We start from the raw sequence: 21,553 nt of genomic DNA on the forward strand, positions 1-21,553 counted from the left end.
TTCTTTTAAACAGCCGCGAACAGCCCTTCGGTAAACTGCAACAGAATGTTGTGATCGAGGACAAAGCGGAACAGGTAAGAGCTTTCGATGGTCTGGGTATTCAGGAAGGGGATGGTGTCTCCCCACAAGGTTATGGCAAACCAGCACAGCGCCGTGACACACAGCGCCATAATGGCGGCGTTTAGTAGCCCCAAGACTCCGCCCAAAAACCGGTTGACGCCCCGCACAATCGGAATGTTGACCACCAGGTTGGCCGTACGGGATAAAAGCCGGATGAGAAACCAGCCCAAAATCAGGAATACCAAAAGCAGGATACCGCGCAGCATGAGGATGACCACCGGTTTTACCACCGTGTCCACAATGGCTGCCGCCGCCGCGGCGCTTTGCCCGGCGATGGACTCCTGAATCTGCGGCGCCAAATCCTGCACCGAATAGCCAAAACTTTCGATGAGCGAGGAAAGGAAGCCAGGAAGGCCCGCAACCGCCTGCCCGATGATGTCCTCCAATTCGGTGGAGGAAACGGTGGCCAGCTGTACCTGTACCCGGTCTACCAAGGCGTTACGCAAGCCTGCGTCAAACAGCCAGTCCGCCGCCGCGAAGGAAAGAAACACCGCCGCGAAGAATACCGCAATGTTCCCCACCGTGCGGATAAAAATAGAGGTAAATCCCCGCCTTGCCGCCGACCAAATGAGCAAAAACGCCAGCGCAACGAGAATCAGATCGAGAAAAAGTCCCATATCAAAAAACAGGCCCCTTTCAGGCAAAATGAGAAGTACACTTGCTTTTCTTAGACGTAGCAAAAAAGAAAAACACTGCTGATTAAAACCAACCATCGGTTTTTCCCAAAACTGCCATAGGCGTAACAAATATACTATAGCACAATCGCCGCCGTATTTACAAGCATATGCTGCATTTTGCCCCAAAATGTTGTAGCCTATCCCATACGAAAACCGGCATGCAGCCGATAGGCCGCATGCCGCACGAAGCTTCCCCTTAACTGATAAAATCCTTGAGCTTGTCGAAAAAGCCCTTGCGCTTTTGGTAATTGTGGTCGGAAGCGTTCGACTCGAATTCCTTGAGCAGTTCCTTTTGCTTTTCGGTCAGGTTCTTGGGGACCTCGATGGTCACCCGGACAAACTGGCTGCCCTTGCCCCGGCCGTTTAAGTGGGGAATACCCCGGTCCTTGAGCTTAAACACGTCCCCAGGCTGGGTGCCCTCGTGCACGTGGTAGCTGACTTTGCCGTCCAGGGTAGGAACCGTGATGTCCGCCCCCAGAGCCGCCTGGGAGAAGGTCAGGGGAATCTCGCACCACACATCGAACCCGTCCCGCTCAAAGAGAGGATGGGGCCGCACGTTGACGGTAATGTGCAGGTCGCCCGCCGGGCCGCCGTTGGCGCCGTAGTCGCCCTGGCCCCGCAGGTTGACGCCCTGGCCATCGTCGATACCAGCCGGGATAGTGACCTCCAGCCGCCGCGAACGTCGGATCTGGCCGGTGCCGCTGCAGTTTTTACAGGGTGTGTCGATGATCTTGCCCTTGCCCCGGCATTTCGAACAGGTGCGCTGGGTCTGCATCACGCCGAAGGGGGTGCGCTGGGTCACCCGGACCTGGCCTCTGCCTCCGCATTCCGGACAGGTTTTCGGGGAAGTCCCCTTTGCTGCACCCGAACCGCCGCATTCCGGGCAGTTCTCCACCCGCGGTGCGTTTACCTCCACCTTGCAGCCCTTGGCCGCCTCCTCAAAGGAGATGGTGACGGCGGTGTTGATGTCCGCGCCGCGTCTTGGAGCGTTGGGGTTGGCAGAGCGGCTGCTGCCCCCGCCGAAGATGGAGCCGAAGATATCGCCTAAGTCCCCCATGTCGCCGAAGTCAAAGCCGCCGAAGCCGCCGCCTCCATAACCGCCGGCGCCGTACCCGCCGCCCGCGCCATAGCTGGGGTCTACTCCGGCATGGCCAAATTGATCGTAACGCGCCTTTTTGTTGCTGTCCGAGAGAACCTCGTAGGCTTCGTTAACCTCCTTGAACTTGGCCTCGGCATCTTTGTCGCCGGGGTTTAGATCCGGATGGTATTGTTTTGCCATCTTGCGATAGGCCTTTTTGATTTCGTCCTCCGACGCGTTTTTTTCCACGCCGAGTACTTCGTAATAGTCGCGTTTTTGAGCCAAAGTAATCCCGCCTTGTATGAAAAGTCATGGGTCGTGGCCGCCGGGCGGCCACATGCGTCTGCTATGTAACCGCTCTTCCATAAACAGGCGAACGCGTAAGGAGGAAACTCCCCCTTACGCGGTACGTCGCCCGGTTTGGTTCAAACGGGTTTCTTATTTCTTGTCGTCATCCACGTCGTGGAACTCTGCGTCGTAAACGTTGCCGTTTTCATCGGTCTTGGGGCCGTCGTTGGGCGTGCCGGCACCGGAGGAAGCTTGCTGCTGAGCGGCGTTATAGATTTTCTCGCCCACCTTCATCAGCGACTGCTGCAACTTCTCCTGGGCGGCCTTGATCATCTCCACGTCGGTTCCCTTGAGCGCTTCCTTGAGGGCGTCAATGTCCTTCTGGACCGCGTCTTTTTCCGCCGCATCAATCTTGTCGCCTGCTTCGGTGAGGGTCTTCTCCGCCTGGTACACCATCTGGTCGGCGGCGTTCTTCGTGTCTACCTCTTCGCGGCGCTTCTTGTCTTCCGCTGCGAACTGCTCGGCGTCCTTGACCGCTTTTTCAATGTCGTCCTTGCTCATGTTGGTATTGGAGGTGATGGTGATGTGCTGTTCCTTGCCGGTGCCCAGGTCCTTGGCGGACACATGGACGATGCCGTTTGCGTCGATGTCGAAGGTGACCTCGATCTGCGGCACGCCGCGGGGCGCGGCCGGGATGCCGTCGAGACGGAACATGCCCAGGGTCTTATTGTCACGGGCGAACTCGCGCTCGCCCTGCAGAACATGGACTTCCACGGAAGTCTGCCCGTCGGCAGCGGTGGAGAACACCTGGCTCTTCTTGGTGGGGATGGTGGTGTTGCGGTCGATGACCTTGGTCATGACGCCGCCCATGGTCTCGATGCCCAGGGACAAAGGCGTAACGTCCAGAAGCAGCAGGCCCTTAACCTCGCCGCCCAAAACGCCTGCCTGGAGCGCCGCACCGATGGCCACGCATTCGTCGGGGTTGATGCCCTTGAAGGGCTCTTTGCCGGTGAACTTCTTGATGGCTTCCTGCACCGCGGGAATGCGGCTCGAGCCGCCCACCAGAAGGATCTTATCCAGCTCGTTTACGGAAAGGCCGGAGTCCTTGAGGGCCTGGCGAACCGGGCCCATGGTGTTTTCCACCAGATCCGCGGTCAGCTCGTTGAACTTGGCACGGGTAAGCGTCATGTCCAGATGCTTCGGGCCGGTGGCGTCGGCGGTGATGAAGGGGAGGTTGATCTGGCTGGTGGTCACGCCGGACAGCTCGATCTTTGCTTTTTCCGCCGCTTCCTTTAATCGCTGCATGGCCATCTTGTCATTCGACAGGTCCACGCCGGTTTCCGCCTTAAAGTTCTGTACCATCCAGTTGATGACCCGCTGGTCGAAGTCGTCGCCGCCCAGGCGGTTGTTGCCGGCAGTGGCCAGGACCTCCTGCACGCCGTCGCCCATCTCGATGATAGACACGTCGAAGGTGCCGCCGCCCAGGTCGTAGACCATAACCTTTTGATCGGTTTCCTTATCAATGCCGTAGGCGAGCGCCGCGGCAGTGGGTTCGTTAATAATGCGCTTGACCTCCAGGCCCGCGATGGTACCCGCGTCCTTGGTGGCCTGGCGCTGGGCGTCGGAGAAGTAAGCCGGAACCGTGATGACCGCCTCGGATACCTTCTCGCCCAGGTACGCTTCCGCGTCCGCCTTGAGCTTTTGCAGGATCATGGCGGAGATTTCCTGGGGCGTATAGGCCTTGCCGTCGATGGTGACCTTGCGGTTGGTGCCCATGTCCCTCTTAATGGAAGCGATGGTGCGGTCAGGGTTGGTGATGGCCTGGCGCTTTGCCACCTGGCCCACCATGCGTTCGCCGTTCTTAGAAAGCGCCACCACCGACGGGGTGGTACGCGCGCCTTCCGCGTTGGTAATGACGACCGGTTCGCCGCCCTCGATGACGGCTACACAGCTGTTCGTCGTACCCAAATCTATGCCGATTACCTTTGCCATACTGAAATTCCTCCTAAACGGTTTGATTTTCTATCTGTGAATCTATGAAAAACGCTGCGAACGTTAATTGGCTACCTTGACCATGCTGTAACGGATGACCCGGTCGCCGGTTTTATAGCCCTTCTGGAAGCACTCGACGATTTCGCCGTCTCCCGCTTCCTCGTCCTCCACATGCATCACCGCATGATGCAAGGACGGGTCGAGCGTTTCGCCCACCGTGGGGATTTCCTCCACCTTGAGCTTTGCAAGGGCATCGAGAAACTGCTTGTGGATCATTTCCACACCCTTCTTAATGTCCTGCGCGTCCCCCTGGGCGGTCAGCGCCCGCTCCAGATTGTCAAGCGCCGGGAGAAACTCCGCAACCGTCGACGCCTTCGCGTCGTTCCAAGTAGCGTCCTTTTCCTTGGCGGTGCGTTTGCGGTAGTTGTCGTACTCCGCCGCCGTGCGCAGCAGCAGCTCCTTTTGCTCTTTGAGCTCCTTTTGCAGCTGCTCCACCTGCGCCTGCAACGGATTTTCCGCCTCAGGCTCCTTCGCCGTGTCCTGCTCCTGATTTTCCGCCGCTTTGTTTTGAACCGTCTCGTTTTCCGCGGCCTTCGTTTCCGCCTTTGCGTCTTTCTTTTTCAATGTGCGTCCCACCTTCTATGTTTGTTGTGAATCCGCTTGTGACCCGCCTCCTTCGTCCAGGTCCTCCGATAGGAGGTTGCCTAAACGCAGGGCGAAATATTCAAGGCTTGGGATGATTTTTGAATAATTCATCCGGCTCGGTCCGATGACGCCGATGGTGCCGCCCTCCCGGCTGCCCAGCCGGTACCGGGCGATGACCACGCTCGAACCCGACAGCTCCGGGGTGGGGCTTTCGCTTCCCAGCACCACGTTCACGCCTCCGTGGTATTGATGGAGCAACTCGGCAAGCTCCTTGCGCTTGGCTAAAAACTCCATAAGCCGCCGTACGTGCTCCCCGTCAAACTCCGGATGGATCAGCAGGTTCGCCTGGCCTTCCAGCCGTACCTGCGCCTGTGCCGCCTCGCTCGCCGTCTCGTACAGGCCGATGAGCAGCGGGGTCATGGTGAAGGCGTGTTCCCCTAAAGACGCGGCCAGCGTCTGGACAAAGGGAAGACAGATGTCCGACAGGGGCACGCCGCAGACATGTTCGGCCGTCACCCGGCGAAACCGTTCGCACAGCTCCGGGGTAATGTCCGTGTCGGTCTTAAACAGCTTCGATTTCATCATGCCCGCCGACGTGACCAGTAAAAGGATGGCTAGCCGCCGTCCCGCCGCGATCAGCTCGCATTTGAGAATGACCGCCGTCTCGCTTTCCGGGGTGGTGGACAATGCCGCAAACCGGGTCAGCTGCGCCAATGCCAGCGACGCGTTTTCCAAAAGCCGTTCCGGGTCGTCGGCGTGTTCCTCCAGCATTGTATCAATAAACCGGCGCTCTTCCTTTGTTACCGGGGCATGGGACATAAGCTTGTCAATATACAGCCGGTATCCTTTCGGGGACGGAATCCGCCCAGCCGAGGTGTGCGGCTGCTCCAAGAGGCCAAGCTCGGAAAGCTCAGCCATGTCGTTGCGGATGGTAGCAGAGGAAACCGCTCGGTCGAGGGCCTCCTGCAACGCTTTGGAACCAACTGGTTCGCCCGTGTTGATGTAAGCCTCGATGAGAGCGGACAGCACCTTTAATTTGCGCTCACCAAGCTCCATGGTTACAAACCTCCAGACTGTTTTAGCACTCAATAACTTAGAGTGCTAATCTGAGTATTAATTTACCATTCCCGTTCTTCTTTGTCAAGAGGCCATTTGTAAATACTTTATGTACAAACGAAAAAAGGCGGCCACCCCGGTATGGGGCGGCCGCCTTTGGCATGTTCTTTAAACAAGGGCATAGAAGAGGGCGCTGCCGAAGGAGAAAAGCCCCACCAGAAAAACGCATGCATACTGGGGCCAGCGGATGGGTCGTTTCGCCCGCTCGGTTATCATTTGCCCGGCCAGCGCCAGGAAGAACCCGCCGCATAAAATGGCCGACGCCATATACCGCACGTCCATGGTACAGGCGTGAGGCATTTGAAAGCAGAAGTTTAAGTAAGAGGCTGCTTGCAGCAGCACGTTCCCGGCAAGCAGGGCCAGCGGGAGCCGAGGGCCCCGACCGAACCCTTTGACAAGGCAATAGACAAACGCCGCTGCAATCAGCAAAAGCATCGCCAGGTTTGCATAGACGAGAACCCAGGCGAAGGGGGCGAGGGCCTGGTAGCTGGCCTCGCCGAAGAGGGAGTTCTTGACCACGTACATGGGGATGTTGTAATCGTCCGCCACCGACACGTAGGGAGAGCCGGTGAACTGGTCAAAAGGCAGGGAAAAGAGCCGCTGGAAAACGGAATAGTTGCCCACATACTGAAAGCTGTCCTCCGGCAGCATGGGTACGTAGCCGAAGGGCTGGCCGAAGCGCAGAAAATTGCGCACCGAGTACCATAGCCCCAGCGGCGCGCATACCGCCCCAAAGGCCGCGAACTGGCCCACCAAGCGTCCCTTTTTCCTCGATTTGAGAAACCCATACAGCAGCACGGGCGCCACCAAAATCGCCACAATGCCGCAGGAGAGCTTGGTCATCATGCCAAGCCCGATGCACAGCGCCAGCAGCAGGATGTTGCCGAAGGTCTGCCGATAGTACCACCGGATGGTAAACAAAACGGTAAGCAGGAAGAACAGGAGCATTAGAATGTCGTTGTTGATGCCGCTGCTCATGTAGAGCATGGTGGGGTGGAAGGCGGCGAAGAGAAGGGCGCACAGCTGAAAAACCGGGGAAAGACGGAAATAGGCGAGAATCTTTTGAAGCACCACTAAAATCGCCATGGAGTAGAAGACGGTCAGAAGCTGGATGTTTTCCACGCACCGTTCCACCGAGAAACCCAAAAGCAGCCCCGCCTTGACCCACAGGGCTGAGATTATATGATGAAGGGGCGGCTGGTAGAACTGCCAGTCGTCGCTCTGAGGAAGGGTTCCCTCTTCCCAGAGAAGCTGCATGTATCCCAAGTGCCCCTGACCGCCCAAGCCCTCCACGTCGTGCTGGCGGATGGTATAAGGCGTAGCGGCCATGTAAAGAATACGGAGGAACAAGGCCCCCGCCAGCATGAGAAACACCGCCTGCTGCAAGGTAAGCTTGCCCGACAGGTACCGGGCCGCCCCCACGCAGGCGGCCGTCCCTACCAGAAGCAGCAGCACGGCCCGCCAGACGGCGCTTTGAAACAAGGTGATTTGGCTCTGGTCGAAGAAGAAAAAGAGCAAAAGGAGAATCCCGCCCGTCGCCGCCAGAAAGGGGGCGAAGCGGATGGACGGGGGAGAACCGATGGCAGTGTGCGGATTCAACAGACCGCCTCCTTGCGTCGTCAGATGGATTCGGGCCATTTTGACCCGTCAGGATACGGACAGGACAGGCCCTTCTTTCTTGCCCGCACCAGCACGAAACAGCCGCAGTACCGGCAGGCCCCGTCAAAGAGGGCGCCGCACTTCTGACAGACTTTCAGCCTCGCCTGATAGGCCTCGTCGCTTACACACCGTTCCTCGGGCAGGGAAGCGGCGTATTCTTCCACCGTCCGGCGGAAGGCTTCCCCGTCCGTCCGTTCCAGGCAGCGGGGGCAGGGGACCGGATGGGTCATCGGACCGTCACCACCGCCACCGATTTGGCCGGCAGGGTGAAGGATAGGACGTCCTCATTTAAGGTTACGGGAAGAGACATCGGCTTAACCGTTTCGCCCGCCTCAAAATCGTTGCCGGCGTTCATGGCATGTGCCGTGAGCACCCGGCCGGCGGCTTCCTGCACCGCTTTGCCCCGAAGTTCACAGGTAACCGATTCGCTTTCATTGGGACTCAGGTTGCACAAAGTCAGGTTTACAGCCCCGTCCTCCGCCAAGGAGGAGGAAACGCTTACCTTGGGCAAGGTAATTTCCCCGAAGGTATAGTCGGGCGTCTGCACCGCCGCGTCAAGGAGCTTCGCATCCTGATGGACGGCGTACATTTCGATTACGTAATAGGTGGGCGTGCGGACCATTTTCGCCCCGTCGGTGAGGATGGGAGCCTGAAGGACGTTGACCAGCTGGGCGATGTTCGCCATCTGTACCCGGCGGCTGTGGCGGTTGAAAATGTTCAGAGACAGCCCCGCCAGCACCGCGTCGCGCATAGTATTGCGCTGGTAGAGGAAGCCGCGGACGGTGCCCGGCTCCTCGTCGTGCCAGGCGCCCCACTCGTCCACCAGCAGGCCGATGCGGTTTTGGGGGTCGTATTCGTCCATGATGGCGGTGTGCCGGACGATTTCTTCCTCGATTCCCGCCGCGTCTTTGAGCATTTCGGCCCATTCGGCTTCCCCGAACTGGGTGGCAGACCGGTTCTTTTTATTATAGGAGTAATAATGCAGCGTCAGCCCGTCCATAAAAGGGGCCGCTTCCCGCATGAGAACTCTCGTCCACTCATAATCGCCCCGGTTGGGACCACAGGCGATTTTATAGAGCTTATTGTCCCCATAATTGAGGCAATAGGTAGAGAACCGGCGGTACAGGTCTGCGTAATACTGGGGCCGCATGAAGCCGCCGCAGCCCCAGTTTTCATTGCCCACACCGAAATACTTTACCTTCCACGGTTCCTTGCGGCCGTTTTCCTCCCGAAGCTTCGCCATGGGGGATACCCCGTCAAAGGTCATGTACTCGATCCATTCCTGCATTTCCTGAACCGTGCCGCTGCCTACGTTGCCGTTGATATAGGGCTCGCATCCCAGCTGCCTGCACAGCTCGAAGAACTCGTGGGTGCCGAAGGAATTGTCCTCCACCATTCCGCCCCAGTGGACGTTGATCATCTTTTTGCGGGACTCTTTGGGTCCGATTCCGTCCTTCCAATGGTAGGTATCCGCAAAGCAGCCGCCCGGCCAGCGTAGCACCGGGATCTTCATTTGTTTGAGCGCCTCCACCACGTCGGTGCGCATACCGTTGCGGTTTGGAATCTGGGAATTCTCGCCCACATAAAGTCCTTCGTAGATACAGCGGCCCAGGTGCTCGGCAAACTGGCCGTACAGGTTGCGGTTGATGGTGTGCTGAGGCTGGTCGGCGTTGATGGTAAGGATCGCCATAGTGTCATCCATCCTTTGTGTGAATCGTTATTTTTATAAGGAGAACCTGGAAAGAGCCGGAGCCTTTCGTCCCCGTGCCACCGGGAGAAGATTTTCTCGCTCCAAAACCTTTTTTGCCTTTATAGGCTCATGAGGGAAAGGTCGATTTGATATTCCGGGGAAAGCTGCGCTTGCTCGATGCGGCAAGCCACGCCGTTTTCCAGCTTGGGCGGGCAGTCAAAGAAAATGTCGTCCCCTTCCCGGTAGGCGGTGATTTCCAGGCGCACATCTGTGTCCCCTTTGATCTCAAAGCGGGATAAGCCAATGTCCCACACCCCGTCAATGTAATAGGTGTCTGCCGCCAGGGCGCCGTCTAAGTAAAGCCGCGCCTCGCTGCCGGCCCAATGAAGCTGCAAAAACAGGTCGTGAATGCCCTTCGGCTCGCAGGAGATGGTTACCTTCCAGGTCCGTACGTTTTCCTTCATGCAGGGTATCTCTTCCAGACGGAGCTGGGTTTCTACCGGTGTAAGCGCCAGGGAATGCCGATAATACCCGGTAGCGGGGTCGGTTCCTTGGCAGGTTACCTGTACGCCGTCGGTTTTTACCTGAGGCGGCAGGGCATGAGGGGTACACACCGCCGTGAACGCCGTCCGAGAAAAGAGGGCGGCGGTTTCCCCGTCGTCTATGACAAGGCCCGGGAAGAAAATCGCCTGGCCGTTTGACAGAAAGGAAAGAGTCAGCGCCGCCTCATAGGGCAGGCAGCGCAGCCGCACGGTCCCGGATTTCCCTTTTAGGGTGGCGGCCATCGCCTTTTTCGGATCGGACACAGACAAAACAAGCAAATCCTCCGCCTTGTCCTGCACCCCGTTTTCCAGCGCCGTTACGGTAACACCTTTGAGCGCAAACTGCCCGGGAATCCCCTGCGGCGTGAAAAAGAGATATTCAGGCGTATCGTCCACCACCGTGCGCCCAATCGGCTGGGCGGTGGCCCAAGGAAGGGACACCCCGTCCAAAGACAGCCCGAAGGGAAGGATGGCCCGGCAGCCGTTTGAAAGGGTCAGGTCCGGGAACGTTACGGGTCCGATCTTGGTTTGCAGGGCAATGGAAAGAACCTTTTGGGTCATGACTCGTTTGCGCTGGTAGTTGTTGAGAAAGAGAAAGCCGCTTTTCCCGTCCGTTTGGATGGACAGGCGCGGCGTATCCATGTCCTCCGCTTCCTTAGAGTTGACAGGCGGGATCACCGTTTCCATCGCAGTCAGCGCGCCGCCGAACTCTTTGAGGAAAAAATGCAGCAGTTTACAGGTGTGATACGCGTCGTTTGCCTGGCCGAACTCGCCAAGCGGCGCCTGAAAATCGTAGCTGAGCTTGGGGTAGTTGTTGTTGCCGCCGGTCTGGCGGGATTCCTCGAAAGAGGAACGGCGCCCCATGGGATTCGTGCCCCCATGGTACATGTAATATCCTACCAGGTTGACCCCGGAAGCAAGCTTCGATAAAATCATGGCCTGGGTGTCGTCCCCGGTGACCTTGATGCGGCGATGATGAGTGGGCATCAGGCCGCCCCCCAGCTCCGCCGTGGAGAAGGGATAACGCGCAATGTCGCAGGTAAAGCCGTCGTCGTCCGCCTCCCGAAAGTCGGAGGCGATGGCAGTATCGTTGAGAAAGGGTTCGATCAAATAGTTGACGTTGGCGGGCAGCTCATTGGTATGCTGGGTCCAGGGCGCTTCTACATAGCCGCCCAGCACCGGCAGCATCTCGTCGTCCACCACGATACCGCCGCCCCAGGCCGTCGCCGTGTAAAAAGGAACGGCAAAGCCCTCCTCCACGGCGATCCGCTTGAGGGTGCGCAGATGCTCTTTTCCCGCTTCGCCCGTCAGGCCGCCCACATGGCCGTACTCGTTTTCCAGCTGCACCCCGATAATGGGGCCGCCCTGGGAGAAGAGCAGGCCGTCCACCTGCTTATAAATGTTGTGATAAAAGCCACGCACACAGTAAAAATAGCCCTCGTTGTTCTCTCGCAGCGGAAAAGGCTTTTTCATAAGCCAGTCGGGAAACCCGCCGTTGCGGCATTCCCCATGGACCCAGGGCCCGATGCGAAGGAGCAGGGAAAGCCCGTGTCTGCCGCAAAGGGCTACAAACCGGCGCAGGTCTTTGTTCCCGCTCCAGTCCCACTGGCCCTCAATTTCCTCGTGGTGAATCCAGAATACATAAGTGGCCACCACGTTAATTCCGCCGGCTTTCATCTTCAAGAACTCTTCCTCCCAGCGATTGCAGGGAAAACGGGAAAAGTGAAATTCGCCCATAACCGGGAACCAGGGCTTGCCGTTTTTCTCAAAATAACCGCTGTTGGCCGATAAGGTTTCCCCCTTGGGCGACATGCCCAGAAAGGGGAGCGGAGTCGTCTTTTTGGCTTCATAGCCGGATACATCCAAGGACAGACGCATGATTTCTCCCTCCATAGAAGGCTTCATTTGCAAAATCGACTCAAACGCCGATGCTACGCTCATTTTACCAGCATGTTCCTACCCGCGCAAGGGGCCAAAACACAAAAGATTTCCTTTTCCTTGGAAGTGTTTCTTTTGGGTTTGACGACGGGACAAAGGCGCGGTACAATAAAGCAGCAACCCCCAACGAAAGGAGCGAACACATATGGAAAAAACCGCGCCCTTTTCCGGCTTTACACAGGACACCATCGACTTTTTGTGGAACCTGCGGCTCAACAACAACCGCGCCTGGTTTGAGGAGCATAAGGCGGAGTACCGCCGGCATCTTTTCGATCCCTTCACCAGCCTTTCTAAGGAACTGACTGAATTTGTGTCCGGGCTTGACCCGAATCGTCTCTTCAACGTGCGTATTTCCCGCATTTATAAGGACATGCGTTATTACCACGGCGACGCGATTTACCAGGACCATCTGTGGACAGCGCCCAAGCCCGCCGTGGAGAACTGGAAGACGGTTCCCATGTTTTACTTCCAGTTAAGGCCCGAGGCCTACGAATACGGCATGGGGTATTTTGACGCCGCCGCCGAAACCATGGATGCCCTGCGCGCCCGCATCGACGCGAATCCCGCCGAGTTTGAAGCGGTGCGAAAGGCGGCCGAAAAGGCGGATGCCTTTGCGATGCTCGGTTATCTTTATAAAAAGAAATACGCTGGAAAACCGCCCGAAATCGCCCAGTGGTACCAGCGCAAGGAGCTTTACTTCCAGGCGACCCGTCCCATTGATGAGAAGGTTTTTTCCCGGGCGTTGCTCGAACAGGTAAAGGCAGATTTTACCTCCATCCTGCCCGTGTATCAATACCTGTGGTCTCTTTGCCCCCAGGAAAAGGTGAGCCGATGAGACGAAGAAAAACGCCGGTTTTGCGTGCCCTTCTGGTCGTTCTGGACCTGCTGCTTCTTCTCTGGTGCGCGTCCCCGATTTTCAGCGGGGTGTGGCACGTGGGGATGACCGGGGCCGCGGCGGCAGAACTTGCCGTATTGGTGGTATTGTTGTTCTGGCCCGGCTTTAAAAGGCTTGTTTGCGCCGTCTGGTCCAAATGGGCGGGGAAGGCGGCTCTTTGCGCCCTCGGCGTTGTTCTTGCCGCGGGAATCGGGACATGCCTGGTATTTACCGGGCAGATGCTCTATGCCGCTTATGGAGGCCCTGCCCCCCAGAGCCACACGGTGGTCATTCTCGGTGCGAAAGTGGACCCAGCCGGGCAGCCTTCCGCCGCCCTTGCCGCCCGGTTGGATTTGGGCGCTGCCTATCTGCAGGAGCACCCGGACGCGGTGTGCCTGGTGACCGGAGGCCAGGGAGCCAACGAACCGGTCAGCGAGGCGAAGGCCATGCAGGCGTACCTGTCCGCCAAGGGGATCGACCCGTCCCGCATTTTGCTGGAGGACCGGGCGACCGATACCCGGGAAAACCTTTCCTACTGTGCCGCCATCCTCAAAGAGCAGGGCCTTTCCAGCCAGATCGTGCTGGTGACCGACGGGTACCACCAGTGGCGTTCTCAGATGCTTGCCAGGGAAGCGGGCCTTTCGCCCCAGCCGCTGGCAAACGCCACCCGGTTTGATATGCTGCCGGGCTATTGGGTGCGAGAGTGGTTCGCCCTGGCGGAATATCTCTTTTTAGGCGGCTGACCGGCAAAGAAGCATATAGAAAAACCTGTCTGTTTCAAGCGAGAAGGAGGGGGCTGACGTAGCGTCAGCCCCCTCCTTTTCCTACAAAACCAGCCGATGCCGATAGGGATGCCTTTGCGCCTGCACTTGGCAAGGCCTAATAAGCGCCGGGGCAATCGGTTCAACTCTGCGGGTACCCGATCTTCAAAGACATCCCTTCCACCGCAACCCCGGGGCTTCTGGTGATGGGAAGCTTCTGCTCGGCGGAAAACCCGATGGTTTCCCCGTCACGAAGGACCACGTCCTGTGCCAGCACGTAATAGGACAGGTCAAAGAGAAAGTCCCGCAGGTCGCCCGGGCTTGCCGGCGTGTCCAGCACCTCGATTTCGTCCTTTCCGAAGGCATTAAGGCCGTAGGTATAGCCGCAGATCCCGTTTTCCGTGCGGTATAGCCCGAAGTAGACCCAGTTGAGCAGAGGCAGTTCCCCTTCCTTCATGGTATCAGCCGCCTGCAGGTAAAAGCCCGGCTCGAACACCGTCCCGCAGGCGTAGACGCCGAGGGCATTCTCCTGCTTTAAGCAGGCGGCGGTGACCTTGACCCAAAGCCTGGCGATTTCCTGTGCACAACGCTCCTTGCCAAGCACCGCCACCAGAAGGTGGGCCTGGTGGGTCTTGGTCACCTCCACCGCTTGGGGCCACAGATAATTGGTGGCGGCGTTTTGTTCCGCCTCGCCGCCGGGGACCGGGGCGGGCATCAGGCTGACCGCTGCCATCATTCCGTCCACGTCGAAAACCAGACTGTCCCCGCTCTCATCGCCGGCCGCTTCGCCCGGTTCCTGGGAGCAGGAAATCCCCCAATCCGCAAGCAGGTCCGCCTTGTATTTCTCCGGGTCCCACCGGGCGCTTTCCAACAGCACAAAGCTGGCAAAGGGGCCAGTTTCCCGTTCCTCCGGCTCCTGGGAGGCCTGTCTGGCCTGCTCCATCCAATATTCCCGGATCTTTTCCACCATGGCCGTGGCCTTCTCCTTGGCGGTCGCGGGATCGTAGGCTTCCATTTCGCTGAACACATGTCCGCAATGCTGGGATTCTCCTGGCTCATACCCGCCGCATATCCCCAGCAGCCAGGGACCTAAAACGGATTTTTTGTACTTAAAGATATAATAGTGCAAATTATGCAGGTCGAATTCGCCCGCCAGCTCGAGTTTTACCGGGGCTTTTCCCAGCTCCTGCGGATGGGAAAGCCATGCGGCCATTGCGTCTTTCGCGGCGCTTTGCTGTTCATTCATAGGGGTCGCCTTCCTTTCTGTTGAGAGAAATTTTCCGGGCGGCTTTAAGCGCGAAGCGTTCGGGCAAAGGAAACCGCCTGCGGTTATCTCGAGTTTTACAGGGAAGTTTACGCGGATAACCCGTCCATTCGGCGGCGATACTCATGAATTTTGCAGCCGGATGGATATCGGTTTCAGTATACCATGGCAGAGGAAAAAGAACTCTCTTTTTTAGAAGGAAAGCCAGACTTTTGCAAAAAAGCCCGGGTGTCCGGCAAAACCGCCGGACACCCGGGTATGGCTTGGATTTCTCTTTTGTGTGCATCCGCTTTTCAGGGAAGGGGGAAGCCCGTTTAGCGCCTGGCTTCCTTGCGCTTGCGGCTGCCCGCGTGGCCGGCCGGCTTGTACCGACACGGCGCGAATAGGGCCAGGTCCTCGGAAGGCTCGCCCTTGTGCAGTTCAAGCAGCAGTTCGGAGGCAATGTTGGCCCAGAGGATGCCGTTGTCGCCGGGGCACAGGGCGAAATACCAGCCCGGATGCTCCGCTTCTCCGCCGATGATGGGCAGTCCGTCCACGGTGGTGCAGAAGGCGCCCGCATAGTCGTATTCGGCAGACAGGCCCCGGATCCCGGGGAACATGTCCTTGAGATGGGTTTCCAGCTCGCAATACCGCTTGGAAGCCAGATAGGGCATGGAAAGAATGCCGCCGATGCGTCCGCCGCCGTCGATGAAGGAGCTGGACAGGCCGCCGATGATGACCCGATTGTCGGCGGTGGTGCGCAGGTAAAGCTCGGGGCAGTCGTGGTTGCGCAGGATGCTCCGGTCCTCCCAGCCCGCGAACCCTTCCACCGGCTTCGTCGCCATGGCAAAGACGGTGCTCTGGCTGGTAAGGCCGCCGGTGAACTGGGCTGCGTCGTAGCCGGAAGCGATGACCACCTTGTTGGCGTAGACATAGTGGCGGGTAACCGAGCTTAATACCTGGTCCTGGGTCTGACGCTTGTCGTCGGTGACGATGTTATAAATGCGGGAATGCTCGTAGATCCGGGCGCCCGCTTGCTTCGCCGCTGCCACCAGCGCGTGGGTCAGACGATAGGGGTCCACCTCTGCCGACGCGTTTTTGCTCACGATGCCGCTGGAAATGGGGAAGGAGTACCGGTCCTTCGCCGTCGTCCGGTCGATCAGCTCCACGTCGAAGCCGGTGTGCCGCCGCTTGAGGTATTCCTCGTGGATAAAGCCGTCGTGCTCGGGGCAGTCGCAGTAATAGAGGCTGTCCCGGCGGGTAAAGCCCGCGTTGTCGGGCAGCTCGCCAGCCAGGCGCTCCATTTTGTGCACCGCCGCTTCGGCCATTTCATATACCCGTACCGCCTCATCCGAGCCGATTTTTTCCGTCAGCTCCGTCAGCGTTCCCGCCGCGTCGTATTCCAGTAGCCCCGTGCTTACCGAGGTGCTCCCGTAACCGATGGACGAGCCGGCCAGCAGCACCGTGTCGATCCCCGCCTTGGCAAACTGATAGGCGATCATCGCCCCGGTAAGTCCCGCGCCCACCACGGCCACCTCGCAGCTTTCGTCCTTCTCGAGCCATGGGTACTGTACCGGAACGGCATTTATCGCAGTCCACAAAGGATTTCCATGTACCAAATCCGTCATATTCTCTCCAGCCTTTCAATAATATAGTGTACAACCTTTATTTTGCTTGTTCGGCGGGGCAATATGCATGGCGGACGGAAAAATCGCGCAAAGAAATTTCCGATTTTCTGCAACGTTTTGCCCTCCGTCCTCGTCTTATGGATATGAGAGATGTCTGTATGGACGAAGTTGGTCGATGGGAGGGAGAGCAATGCGCAGCAAAATGTTTTACGGCGTGTCCTGCGCGATCTGTTTGGCGGTGATCGTCATCGGCATTTTGCTGGTGGGGTATTGGCTGGGGCCGGTTATGCTCTTCTCTTCCATCTGACAACGCGCAAAAAAGAGGGCTGGGAACATTATGTTCCCAGCCCTCTTTTTCTGTCATAACTATACGCGCTTTATTTTTTCGTCTTTGCCCAGGAATCCTTGAGTGCCACCGTACGGTTGAATACCAGATGGTTTTCAGTCGTGTCCGGATCCACGGTAAAATACCCGTTTCGCATGAACTGGAAGGTCTCGCCCGGCTTTGCGCCTTCCAGGGTCTCCTCCAGCTTGCAGCCGGTGAGAACAACGAGGGAATCGGGGTTTAGATGGTCCTCAAAGCTCTCCACTCCACGTTCGTCCGACGGGTTTTCCGCTGCGAAAAGCCGGTCATAGAGCCGAACTTCGGCATCCACCGCTTTTTCGGCGCTGACCCAGTGAATCGTACCCTTGACCTTGCGCCCGTCCGGCGAGTTGCCGCCCCGGGAAGCAGGGTCGTAGGTTACATGCACCGCTAAGATGTTGCCGTCCTCGTCCTTGTCCGCATGGCTGAACTTCACAAAGTAGGCGCTCTTTAAGCGGACCTCCTTGTCCGGACAGAGGCGGAAATATCCCTTGGGCGGGTCCTCCGTGAAATCCTCCCGCTCGATGTAAAGCTCCTTCGAGAAGGTGACCGTCCGCGTACCCAGCTCCGGCCGGTCGGGGTGCAGCTCGATCTCCAGATCCTCGGTTTTCCCGTCGGGGTAGTTGTCCACAATGACTTTGAGCGGACGCAGCACCGCCATGGCCCGGGGCGCCTTTCTGCTCAATTCGTCGCGCACGCAGAATTCCAGCAGCGCGTAGTCCACCACGCTGGCGGCCTTCGCCACGCCGATGCGCTCGCAGAAGTCCCGGATGGCCTCTGGGGGATAGCCCCGCCGGCGCATCCCGCTTAAGGTGGACATGCGCGGATCGTCCCAGCCGGACACGATGTGGTCTTTGACGAGCTTTAAGCACTTGCGCTTGGAGGTGAGCATGTAGTTTAAGTTCAGGCGGGCAAACTCGATCTGCCGGGGCGGCTGCTCGATTCCCACTTCCCGAAGCACCCAGTCATAAAGGGGCCGGTGGTCCTCAAATTCCAGCGAGCACAGGGAATGGGTGACTTTCTCCGCCGCGTCGGACAGAGGGTGCGCAAAGTCATACATGGGATAGACGCACCACTGATCCCCGGTGCGGTGGTGAGTAGCCTTGAGCACCCGATAGATAATCGGGTCGCGCATGTTCAGGTTGGGGGAAGCCATGTCGATCTTCGCCCGCAGCACCTTCGCCCCGGTTTCAAATTCTCCGGCGGTCATTCGGGCGAACAGGTCCAGGTTCTCCTCCACCGAACGGCTCCGATAAGGACTTTCCTTGCCCGGCTCGGTCAGAGTCCCCCGGTATTCCCGGATTTCGTCCGCCGTCAGGTCACACACGTAGGCCTTGCCTTTTTCAATGAGCTTGACCGCGCAGGCGTGGATAAACGGAAAATAGTCCGACGCGTAATACACATGGTCCCACTGATATCCCAGCCACTGAATGTCCTCCATGATGGACTCCACGTATTCCACGTCTTCCTTGGTGGGGTTCGTGTCGTCGAAGCGCAGATTGCAGATGCCGTTATACTTCTTCGCCGTGCCGAAATTGATGCTGATGGCCTTGGCGTGGCCGATGTGCAGATAACCGTTGGGTTCGGGCGGAAACCGGGTCTGTACCCGGTTGTATACCCCGGCCTCCAAATCGGCGTTGATGGCCTCATGAATGAAATTTACGCTCGTTTCCATGAAACGTCCTCCTCGTTTTCCCGTTTTTTCACCCGCAAGCAAACCGCCTTTACAGGCATTCCGAAAGCCTTTGGCGCACCTGTTCTTCGCCCAAAAGCTGCATAATCGCGTACAAATCGGGGGTATTCCTCCGGCCGGTTACCGCGATACGGAGAATAGAACTCACATCCCCCACATGCCCCTTGTATCCGTCCGGGTTTTTCTTATATTCCTTGACCTCTCTTGCAAAGCCCAGCGGCTCGCACAAATCCTTGATGGCGGCAAACCATTCGTCCTTGCTGTGAGCGGGATGATAGGCGTCCAGATAAGCCGATAACACCGCCCTTACGTCCTCTTTGGAAAGGTTCTCCGGCATCGGGCGCTGCCGGTCCCAGAGCTCGTCGTAGAAGTAGCTCACGTAATCGCGCACGTCGCTCCACTTGCCGATGTCCTTGCGCGGCTTGACCGGCGTGCGGTCAATGTCGAAAATCGCGGTGGCGAACGCTTCGTCCCTGTCGAGCAGCTTAGAAAGCGGCGGATCGTATTCCCTGGCCCACTCGGCCGCCAGCGCAAAAACTTCCTTGGCCGACATGACCGAAATCACGTTCTTGCTCACGTCGTTGAGCTTCTTCAGGTCAAAGAGCGCGCCCGACCGGCTCATAGCCGAAAGCTTAAAAGGAAACGTCCGGTTGTCTGCCTTGGGATTTGCCTTGCGCCAGTCTTCAAAATTGGAGTTGGCAATGGTCAGCAGGTATTCGATGACGCTTGCCGCCGGGTATCCCTCCTGCCGGTAGTATTCCACCGACGCCTCCGGGTCCTTGCGTTTGCTCAGCTTGCGCTTGCCCCCGTCCTCTTCCTTCATGATGGGGGACACGTGGGCATAGACAGGCGGCTTAAAGCCCAGCACATAGAAAAGCTGCAGATGCACCGGCGCCGAGGAAATCCACTCGTCCCCACGGATGACGTGGGTGGTGCCCATCAGCGTGTCGTCCACCGCGTGGGCAAAGTGGTAGGTAGGGATGCCGTCGCGCTTTAGCAGCACAATGTCCTGCTCGTTTTCCGGCATTTCGATCTTGCCCTTGACCGCGTCTTTAAAGGAACATTTGTGGTTGGGGCGGCCCGGGGAGCGAAGCCGCAGCACAAAAGGCTCGCCGCGCTCTAAGCGGGCTTTGATGTCCTCGAGTGTCAGCTCCCGGCAGGAAGCCCATTCGCCGTAGTAACCGGGATTGACCTTCTGCGCCTCCTGCCGGCTGCGCTTTTCAGCAAGAGCCTCCTCCGTGCAAAAGCATGGATAGGCAAAGCCCTTTTCCACCAGGGACTTGGCGAATACCTGGTAGATTTCCTTGCGTTTGGACTGTAAGTAAGGCCCGTACTCGCCGGTTTCGCTTTGGGGGCCGGTCATTCCCTCGTCAAAGTCGATGCCGAAGCGGTGCAAGCCGTCGATGATGCCGGTGACCCCGTCGGCCACCTCACGCTTTTTGTCCGTGTCCTCAATGCGCAGGTAGCAGACCCCGTCCGCCGCCACCCGGCGGTTGACCATGGCGGTAAAGAGGCCGCCGATGTGCAAAAACCCGGTGGGACTGGGAGCGAACCGGGTCACCTTTTCTCCGTTTTCCCGTACTCGCCTGGGATATTTCTCTAAAATCTCCTCCGGCGTTTTGGTCACGTGCGGAAAGAGCAACGCGGCGAGAGCTTGTTTATCGTCCAATGCCAGACACCTCCGAATCCATTCACAATCCTGCAATACAATTGGTTATAAGGAGTATTATGCCAGAAAAACCGCGCTGAATCAATCTTTTTTTCCTTTTACAGGTATTGGTGTCCCGGCCTTTGGCTGCCGCTTGTGAAAAAGTTCCGCTTAATGAACTAATAGTTCTAAAATGAACTATTATATCGTTTTAGCAGCAAGGCATTTGGTTAGAATAGAACCAAGAGGTGTTGGGGATGAACCAGAATTTGGCTGGCCGGATGGGAAAACGAATCCGCCTAAAGCGGGAGCTTTTGCATCTGACCCGGGAACAGGTGGCGGAAGAGCTGGGCATCTCCTCACGGTTCTATTCCTACATCGAGCTTGGACAGAAGGGCATGTCGGTGGAGACGCTGTACCGCATATGCGCGTTGCTGGAGCTGGACGCGGACTATGTACTGTTTGGAGAACGGGGCGCTCATGAGCAGACCCCCGTGGCCTATTTGTTCGAAGAATGCCCCGAGGAAAAGCGGGGATATGTGGAGGAAATTCTAAAAAACCTGCTGCTGGCGCTGCGCCGGCCGGATGAGAAAAAGGAGCGTAAGGAATGAAACGAACCATCTCCCTGTTGCTTGTAAGCGTGCTTACGGTTTTGCTGATGCTGTCGGGGTGTGAGAACAAGTCCCAGCCTGCCGGCGGGGGCACGTCCGCCCCATCGGCTTATCTGGAAGACTTCCGTCCCCGTTTCAGCACGGGAACCGCTTTTGAGGAAATCGCCGGCCAGAACCCACTGGACAAGGCCTTTGTCCGGGAGGCGGGCGCCATCGCAAACGCTGCCTCCGACGAGATGCTAGAGGTAACCCTGCGCTACGGGGACTATTGGAGGGATGAAATGAGCAACGCTTTCTCTTTGGCAAACGGCGCGGCCAGCAGCGATCAGTCGGTTTCTCTGCAAAACGAGCAGGAAAGCTGGCAGCTGTACGCCGATGACCACCTAACTCTGGCAGGGGTGATGACGGGTGTGCGCCAGGGGGACGATACCCAGAAAAACAACACCAATGCACTGGTCCGCCTCAATCTCTATCGGACCCGTGCGCTGGCGCTGTACGAATATTATTATATTTTAGCTTCCTCCGCTTCCCCAGGCGGAGAAGCAAGCGTTCCTTTCCTGTTCCAGGACGACAATGGCTGATGTAGCAAGCGCACCGAAGGGACAAAGCTGCGGGCCGAATGGGATTCGGCGGTGCGAGGAGCGGACTTTTTGATAGGAGCGGCCGGAGGGTGCAAGCATCCTCCGGCCTATCTATCTCAAAAGAGCGCAATGCCAGGCATATGGCCCGGCGAGAAAACCCACAGGAGGGTTTGCCGCTCTCAGTACAGTGTATGCCGTTAAGGCGGATGGGTGCCTTTGGAAAAAAGCGGGAGGCATTGCCTGCAAGGGACGGCGTAAGCCTATTTGCACAAAAGGTTTCTTGAAAAGAAGAGCAGCGGCCAAAGCAAAAGAAATCCGGGAAAATCGGAACGCTGCGTAACAGCGCTGTTTCCATGATACCGGGAAAACGGCAAAGCGGGAGCGGGTGGATTTCCACCAGATCGG

At 57.8% G+C, this 21,553-nt stretch carries 17 protein-coding genes; 4 read left to right on the forward strand and 13 right to left on the reverse strand.

The genetic code is table 11. The features are described 5' to 3' along the window. Positions 1–5: 5 nt before the first annotated feature. The 9 genes from WMO26_RS08835 to WMO26_RS08875 all read right to left on the reverse strand — a co-directional run bounded on the left by WMO26_RS08835 (position 6) and on the right by WMO26_RS08875 (position 11,748). Positions 6–737, reverse strand: a complete 732-nt coding sequence (locus tag WMO26_RS08835; protein WP_349219717.1) for a hypothetical protein — start codon at positions 735–737, stop codon at positions 6–8. A gap of 256 nt (positions 738–993) precedes the next feature. After that, positions 994–2,160: a molecular chaperone DnaJ gene (gene dnaJ, locus WMO26_RS08840; protein ID WP_349219719.1), complete on the reverse strand. Its 1,167-nt coding sequence runs from the start codon at positions 2,158–2,160 to the stop codon at positions 994–996. A gap of 153 nt (positions 2,161–2,313) precedes the next feature. Beyond that, positions 2,314–4,155 (reverse strand): molecular chaperone DnaK, encoded by a 1,842-nt coding sequence (dnaK, locus tag WMO26_RS08845; protein ID WP_349219722.1) that lies wholly within the window; start codon positions 4,153–4,155, stop codon positions 2,314–2,316. 63 nt (positions 4,156–4,218) lie between these two features. Beyond that, complete coding sequence (gene grpE / locus WMO26_RS08850; protein ID WP_349219724.1) at positions 4,219–4,779, reverse strand: nucleotide exchange factor GrpE; 561 nt, start codon at positions 4,777–4,779, stop codon at positions 4,219–4,221. A 15-nt stretch (positions 4,780–4,794) separates the two neighbouring features. Next, a complete protein-coding gene (gene hrcA / locus WMO26_RS08855; protein WP_349219725.1) occupies positions 4,795–5,856 on the reverse strand; it encodes a heat-inducible transcriptional repressor HrcA in 1,062 nt (353 codons plus the stop codon). A gap of 168 nt (positions 5,857–6,024) precedes the next feature. Further along, complete coding sequence (locus WMO26_RS08860) at positions 6,025–7,515, reverse strand: glycosyltransferase family 39 protein (RefSeq protein WP_349219727.1); 1,491 nt, start codon at positions 7,513–7,515, stop codon at positions 6,025–6,027. Between the two features lie 20 nt (positions 7,516–7,535). Further along, positions 7,536–7,805 carry a DUF6171 family protein gene (locus WMO26_RS08865; protein ID WP_349219729.1) on the reverse strand — a complete coding sequence of 90 codons (270 nt, stop codon included), beginning with the start codon at positions 7,803–7,805 and terminating at the stop codon, positions 7,536–7,538. Continuing rightward, positions 7,802–9,265, reverse strand: a complete 1,464-nt coding sequence (locus tag WMO26_RS08870; protein WP_349219731.1) for an alpha-N-arabinofuranosidase — start codon at positions 9,263–9,265, stop codon at positions 7,802–7,804. Before WMO26_RS08870 ends, WMO26_RS08865 begins: the two co-directional genes overlap by 4 nt. Before the next feature lie 119 nt (positions 9,266–9,384). Then, positions 9,385–11,748 carry a beta-galactosidase gene (locus WMO26_RS08875; protein ID WP_349219733.1) on the reverse strand — a complete coding sequence of 788 codons (2,364 nt, stop codon included), beginning with the start codon at positions 11,746–11,748 and terminating at the stop codon, positions 9,385–9,387. A 142-nt stretch (positions 11,749–11,890) separates the two neighbouring features. On the opposite strand from WMO26_RS08875, the gene WMO26_RS08880 reads away from it, so the two are divergent. Both WMO26_RS08880 and WMO26_RS08885 read left to right on the forward strand, forming a co-directional pair. Continuing rightward, positions 11,891–12,580, forward strand: a complete 690-nt coding sequence (locus tag WMO26_RS08880) for a DUF2461 domain-containing protein (protein ID WP_349219735.1) — start codon at positions 11,891–11,893, stop codon at positions 12,578–12,580. Beyond that, complete coding sequence (locus WMO26_RS08885; RefSeq protein ID WP_349219737.1) at positions 12,577–13,362, forward strand: YdcF family protein; 786 nt, start codon at positions 12,577–12,579, stop codon at positions 13,360–13,362. Before WMO26_RS08880 ends, WMO26_RS08885 begins: the two co-directional genes overlap by 4 nt. 160 nt (positions 13,363–13,522) lie before the next feature. Here the strand turns inward: WMO26_RS08885 and WMO26_RS08890 are convergent, their stop codons facing one another. The 4 genes from WMO26_RS08890 to gltX all read right to left on the reverse strand — a co-directional run bounded on the left by WMO26_RS08890 (position 13,523) and on the right by gltX (position 19,977). Then, on the reverse strand, positions 13,523–14,626 hold the full coding sequence (locus WMO26_RS08890) for a DUF4261 domain-containing protein (protein WP_349219739.1): 1,104 nt from the start codon (positions 14,624–14,626) through the stop codon (positions 13,523–13,525). Positions 14,627–14,958: 332 nt separating this feature from the next. Continuing rightward, complete coding sequence (locus WMO26_RS08895; RefSeq protein ID WP_349219740.1) at positions 14,959–16,251, reverse strand: NAD(P)/FAD-dependent oxidoreductase; 1,293 nt, start codon at positions 16,249–16,251, stop codon at positions 14,959–14,961. A 377-nt stretch (positions 16,252–16,628) separates the two neighbouring features. Further along, a complete protein-coding gene (locus WMO26_RS08900) occupies positions 16,629–18,290 on the reverse strand; it encodes a glutamine--tRNA ligase/YqeY domain fusion protein (RefSeq protein WP_349219742.1) in 1,662 nt (553 codons plus the stop codon). Between the two features lie 49 nt (positions 18,291–18,339). Continuing rightward, positions 18,340–19,977: a glutamate--tRNA ligase gene (gltX, locus tag WMO26_RS08905; RefSeq protein ID WP_349219744.1), complete on the reverse strand. Its 1,638-nt coding sequence runs from the start codon at positions 19,975–19,977 to the stop codon at positions 18,340–18,342. A gap of 236 nt (positions 19,978–20,213) precedes the next feature. Here gltX and WMO26_RS08910 point away from each other — a divergent pair, with 236 nt between their 5' ends. Further along, a complete protein-coding gene (locus WMO26_RS08910; RefSeq protein WP_349219746.1) occupies positions 20,214–20,567 on the forward strand; it encodes a helix-turn-helix domain-containing protein in 354 nt (117 codons plus the stop codon). Next, positions 20,564–21,148, forward strand: a complete 585-nt coding sequence (locus WMO26_RS08915) for a hypothetical protein (protein WP_349219748.1) — start codon at positions 20,564–20,566, stop codon at positions 21,146–21,148. Before WMO26_RS08910 ends, WMO26_RS08915 begins: the two co-directional genes overlap by 4 nt. The last annotated feature ends 405 nt before the right edge of the window (positions 21,149–21,553 follow it).

Source organism: Solibaculum intestinale (assembly GCF_040096205.1).
Lineage (GTDB): Bacteria > Bacillota > Clostridia > Oscillospirales > Acutalibacteraceae > Solibaculum_A > Solibaculum_A intestinale.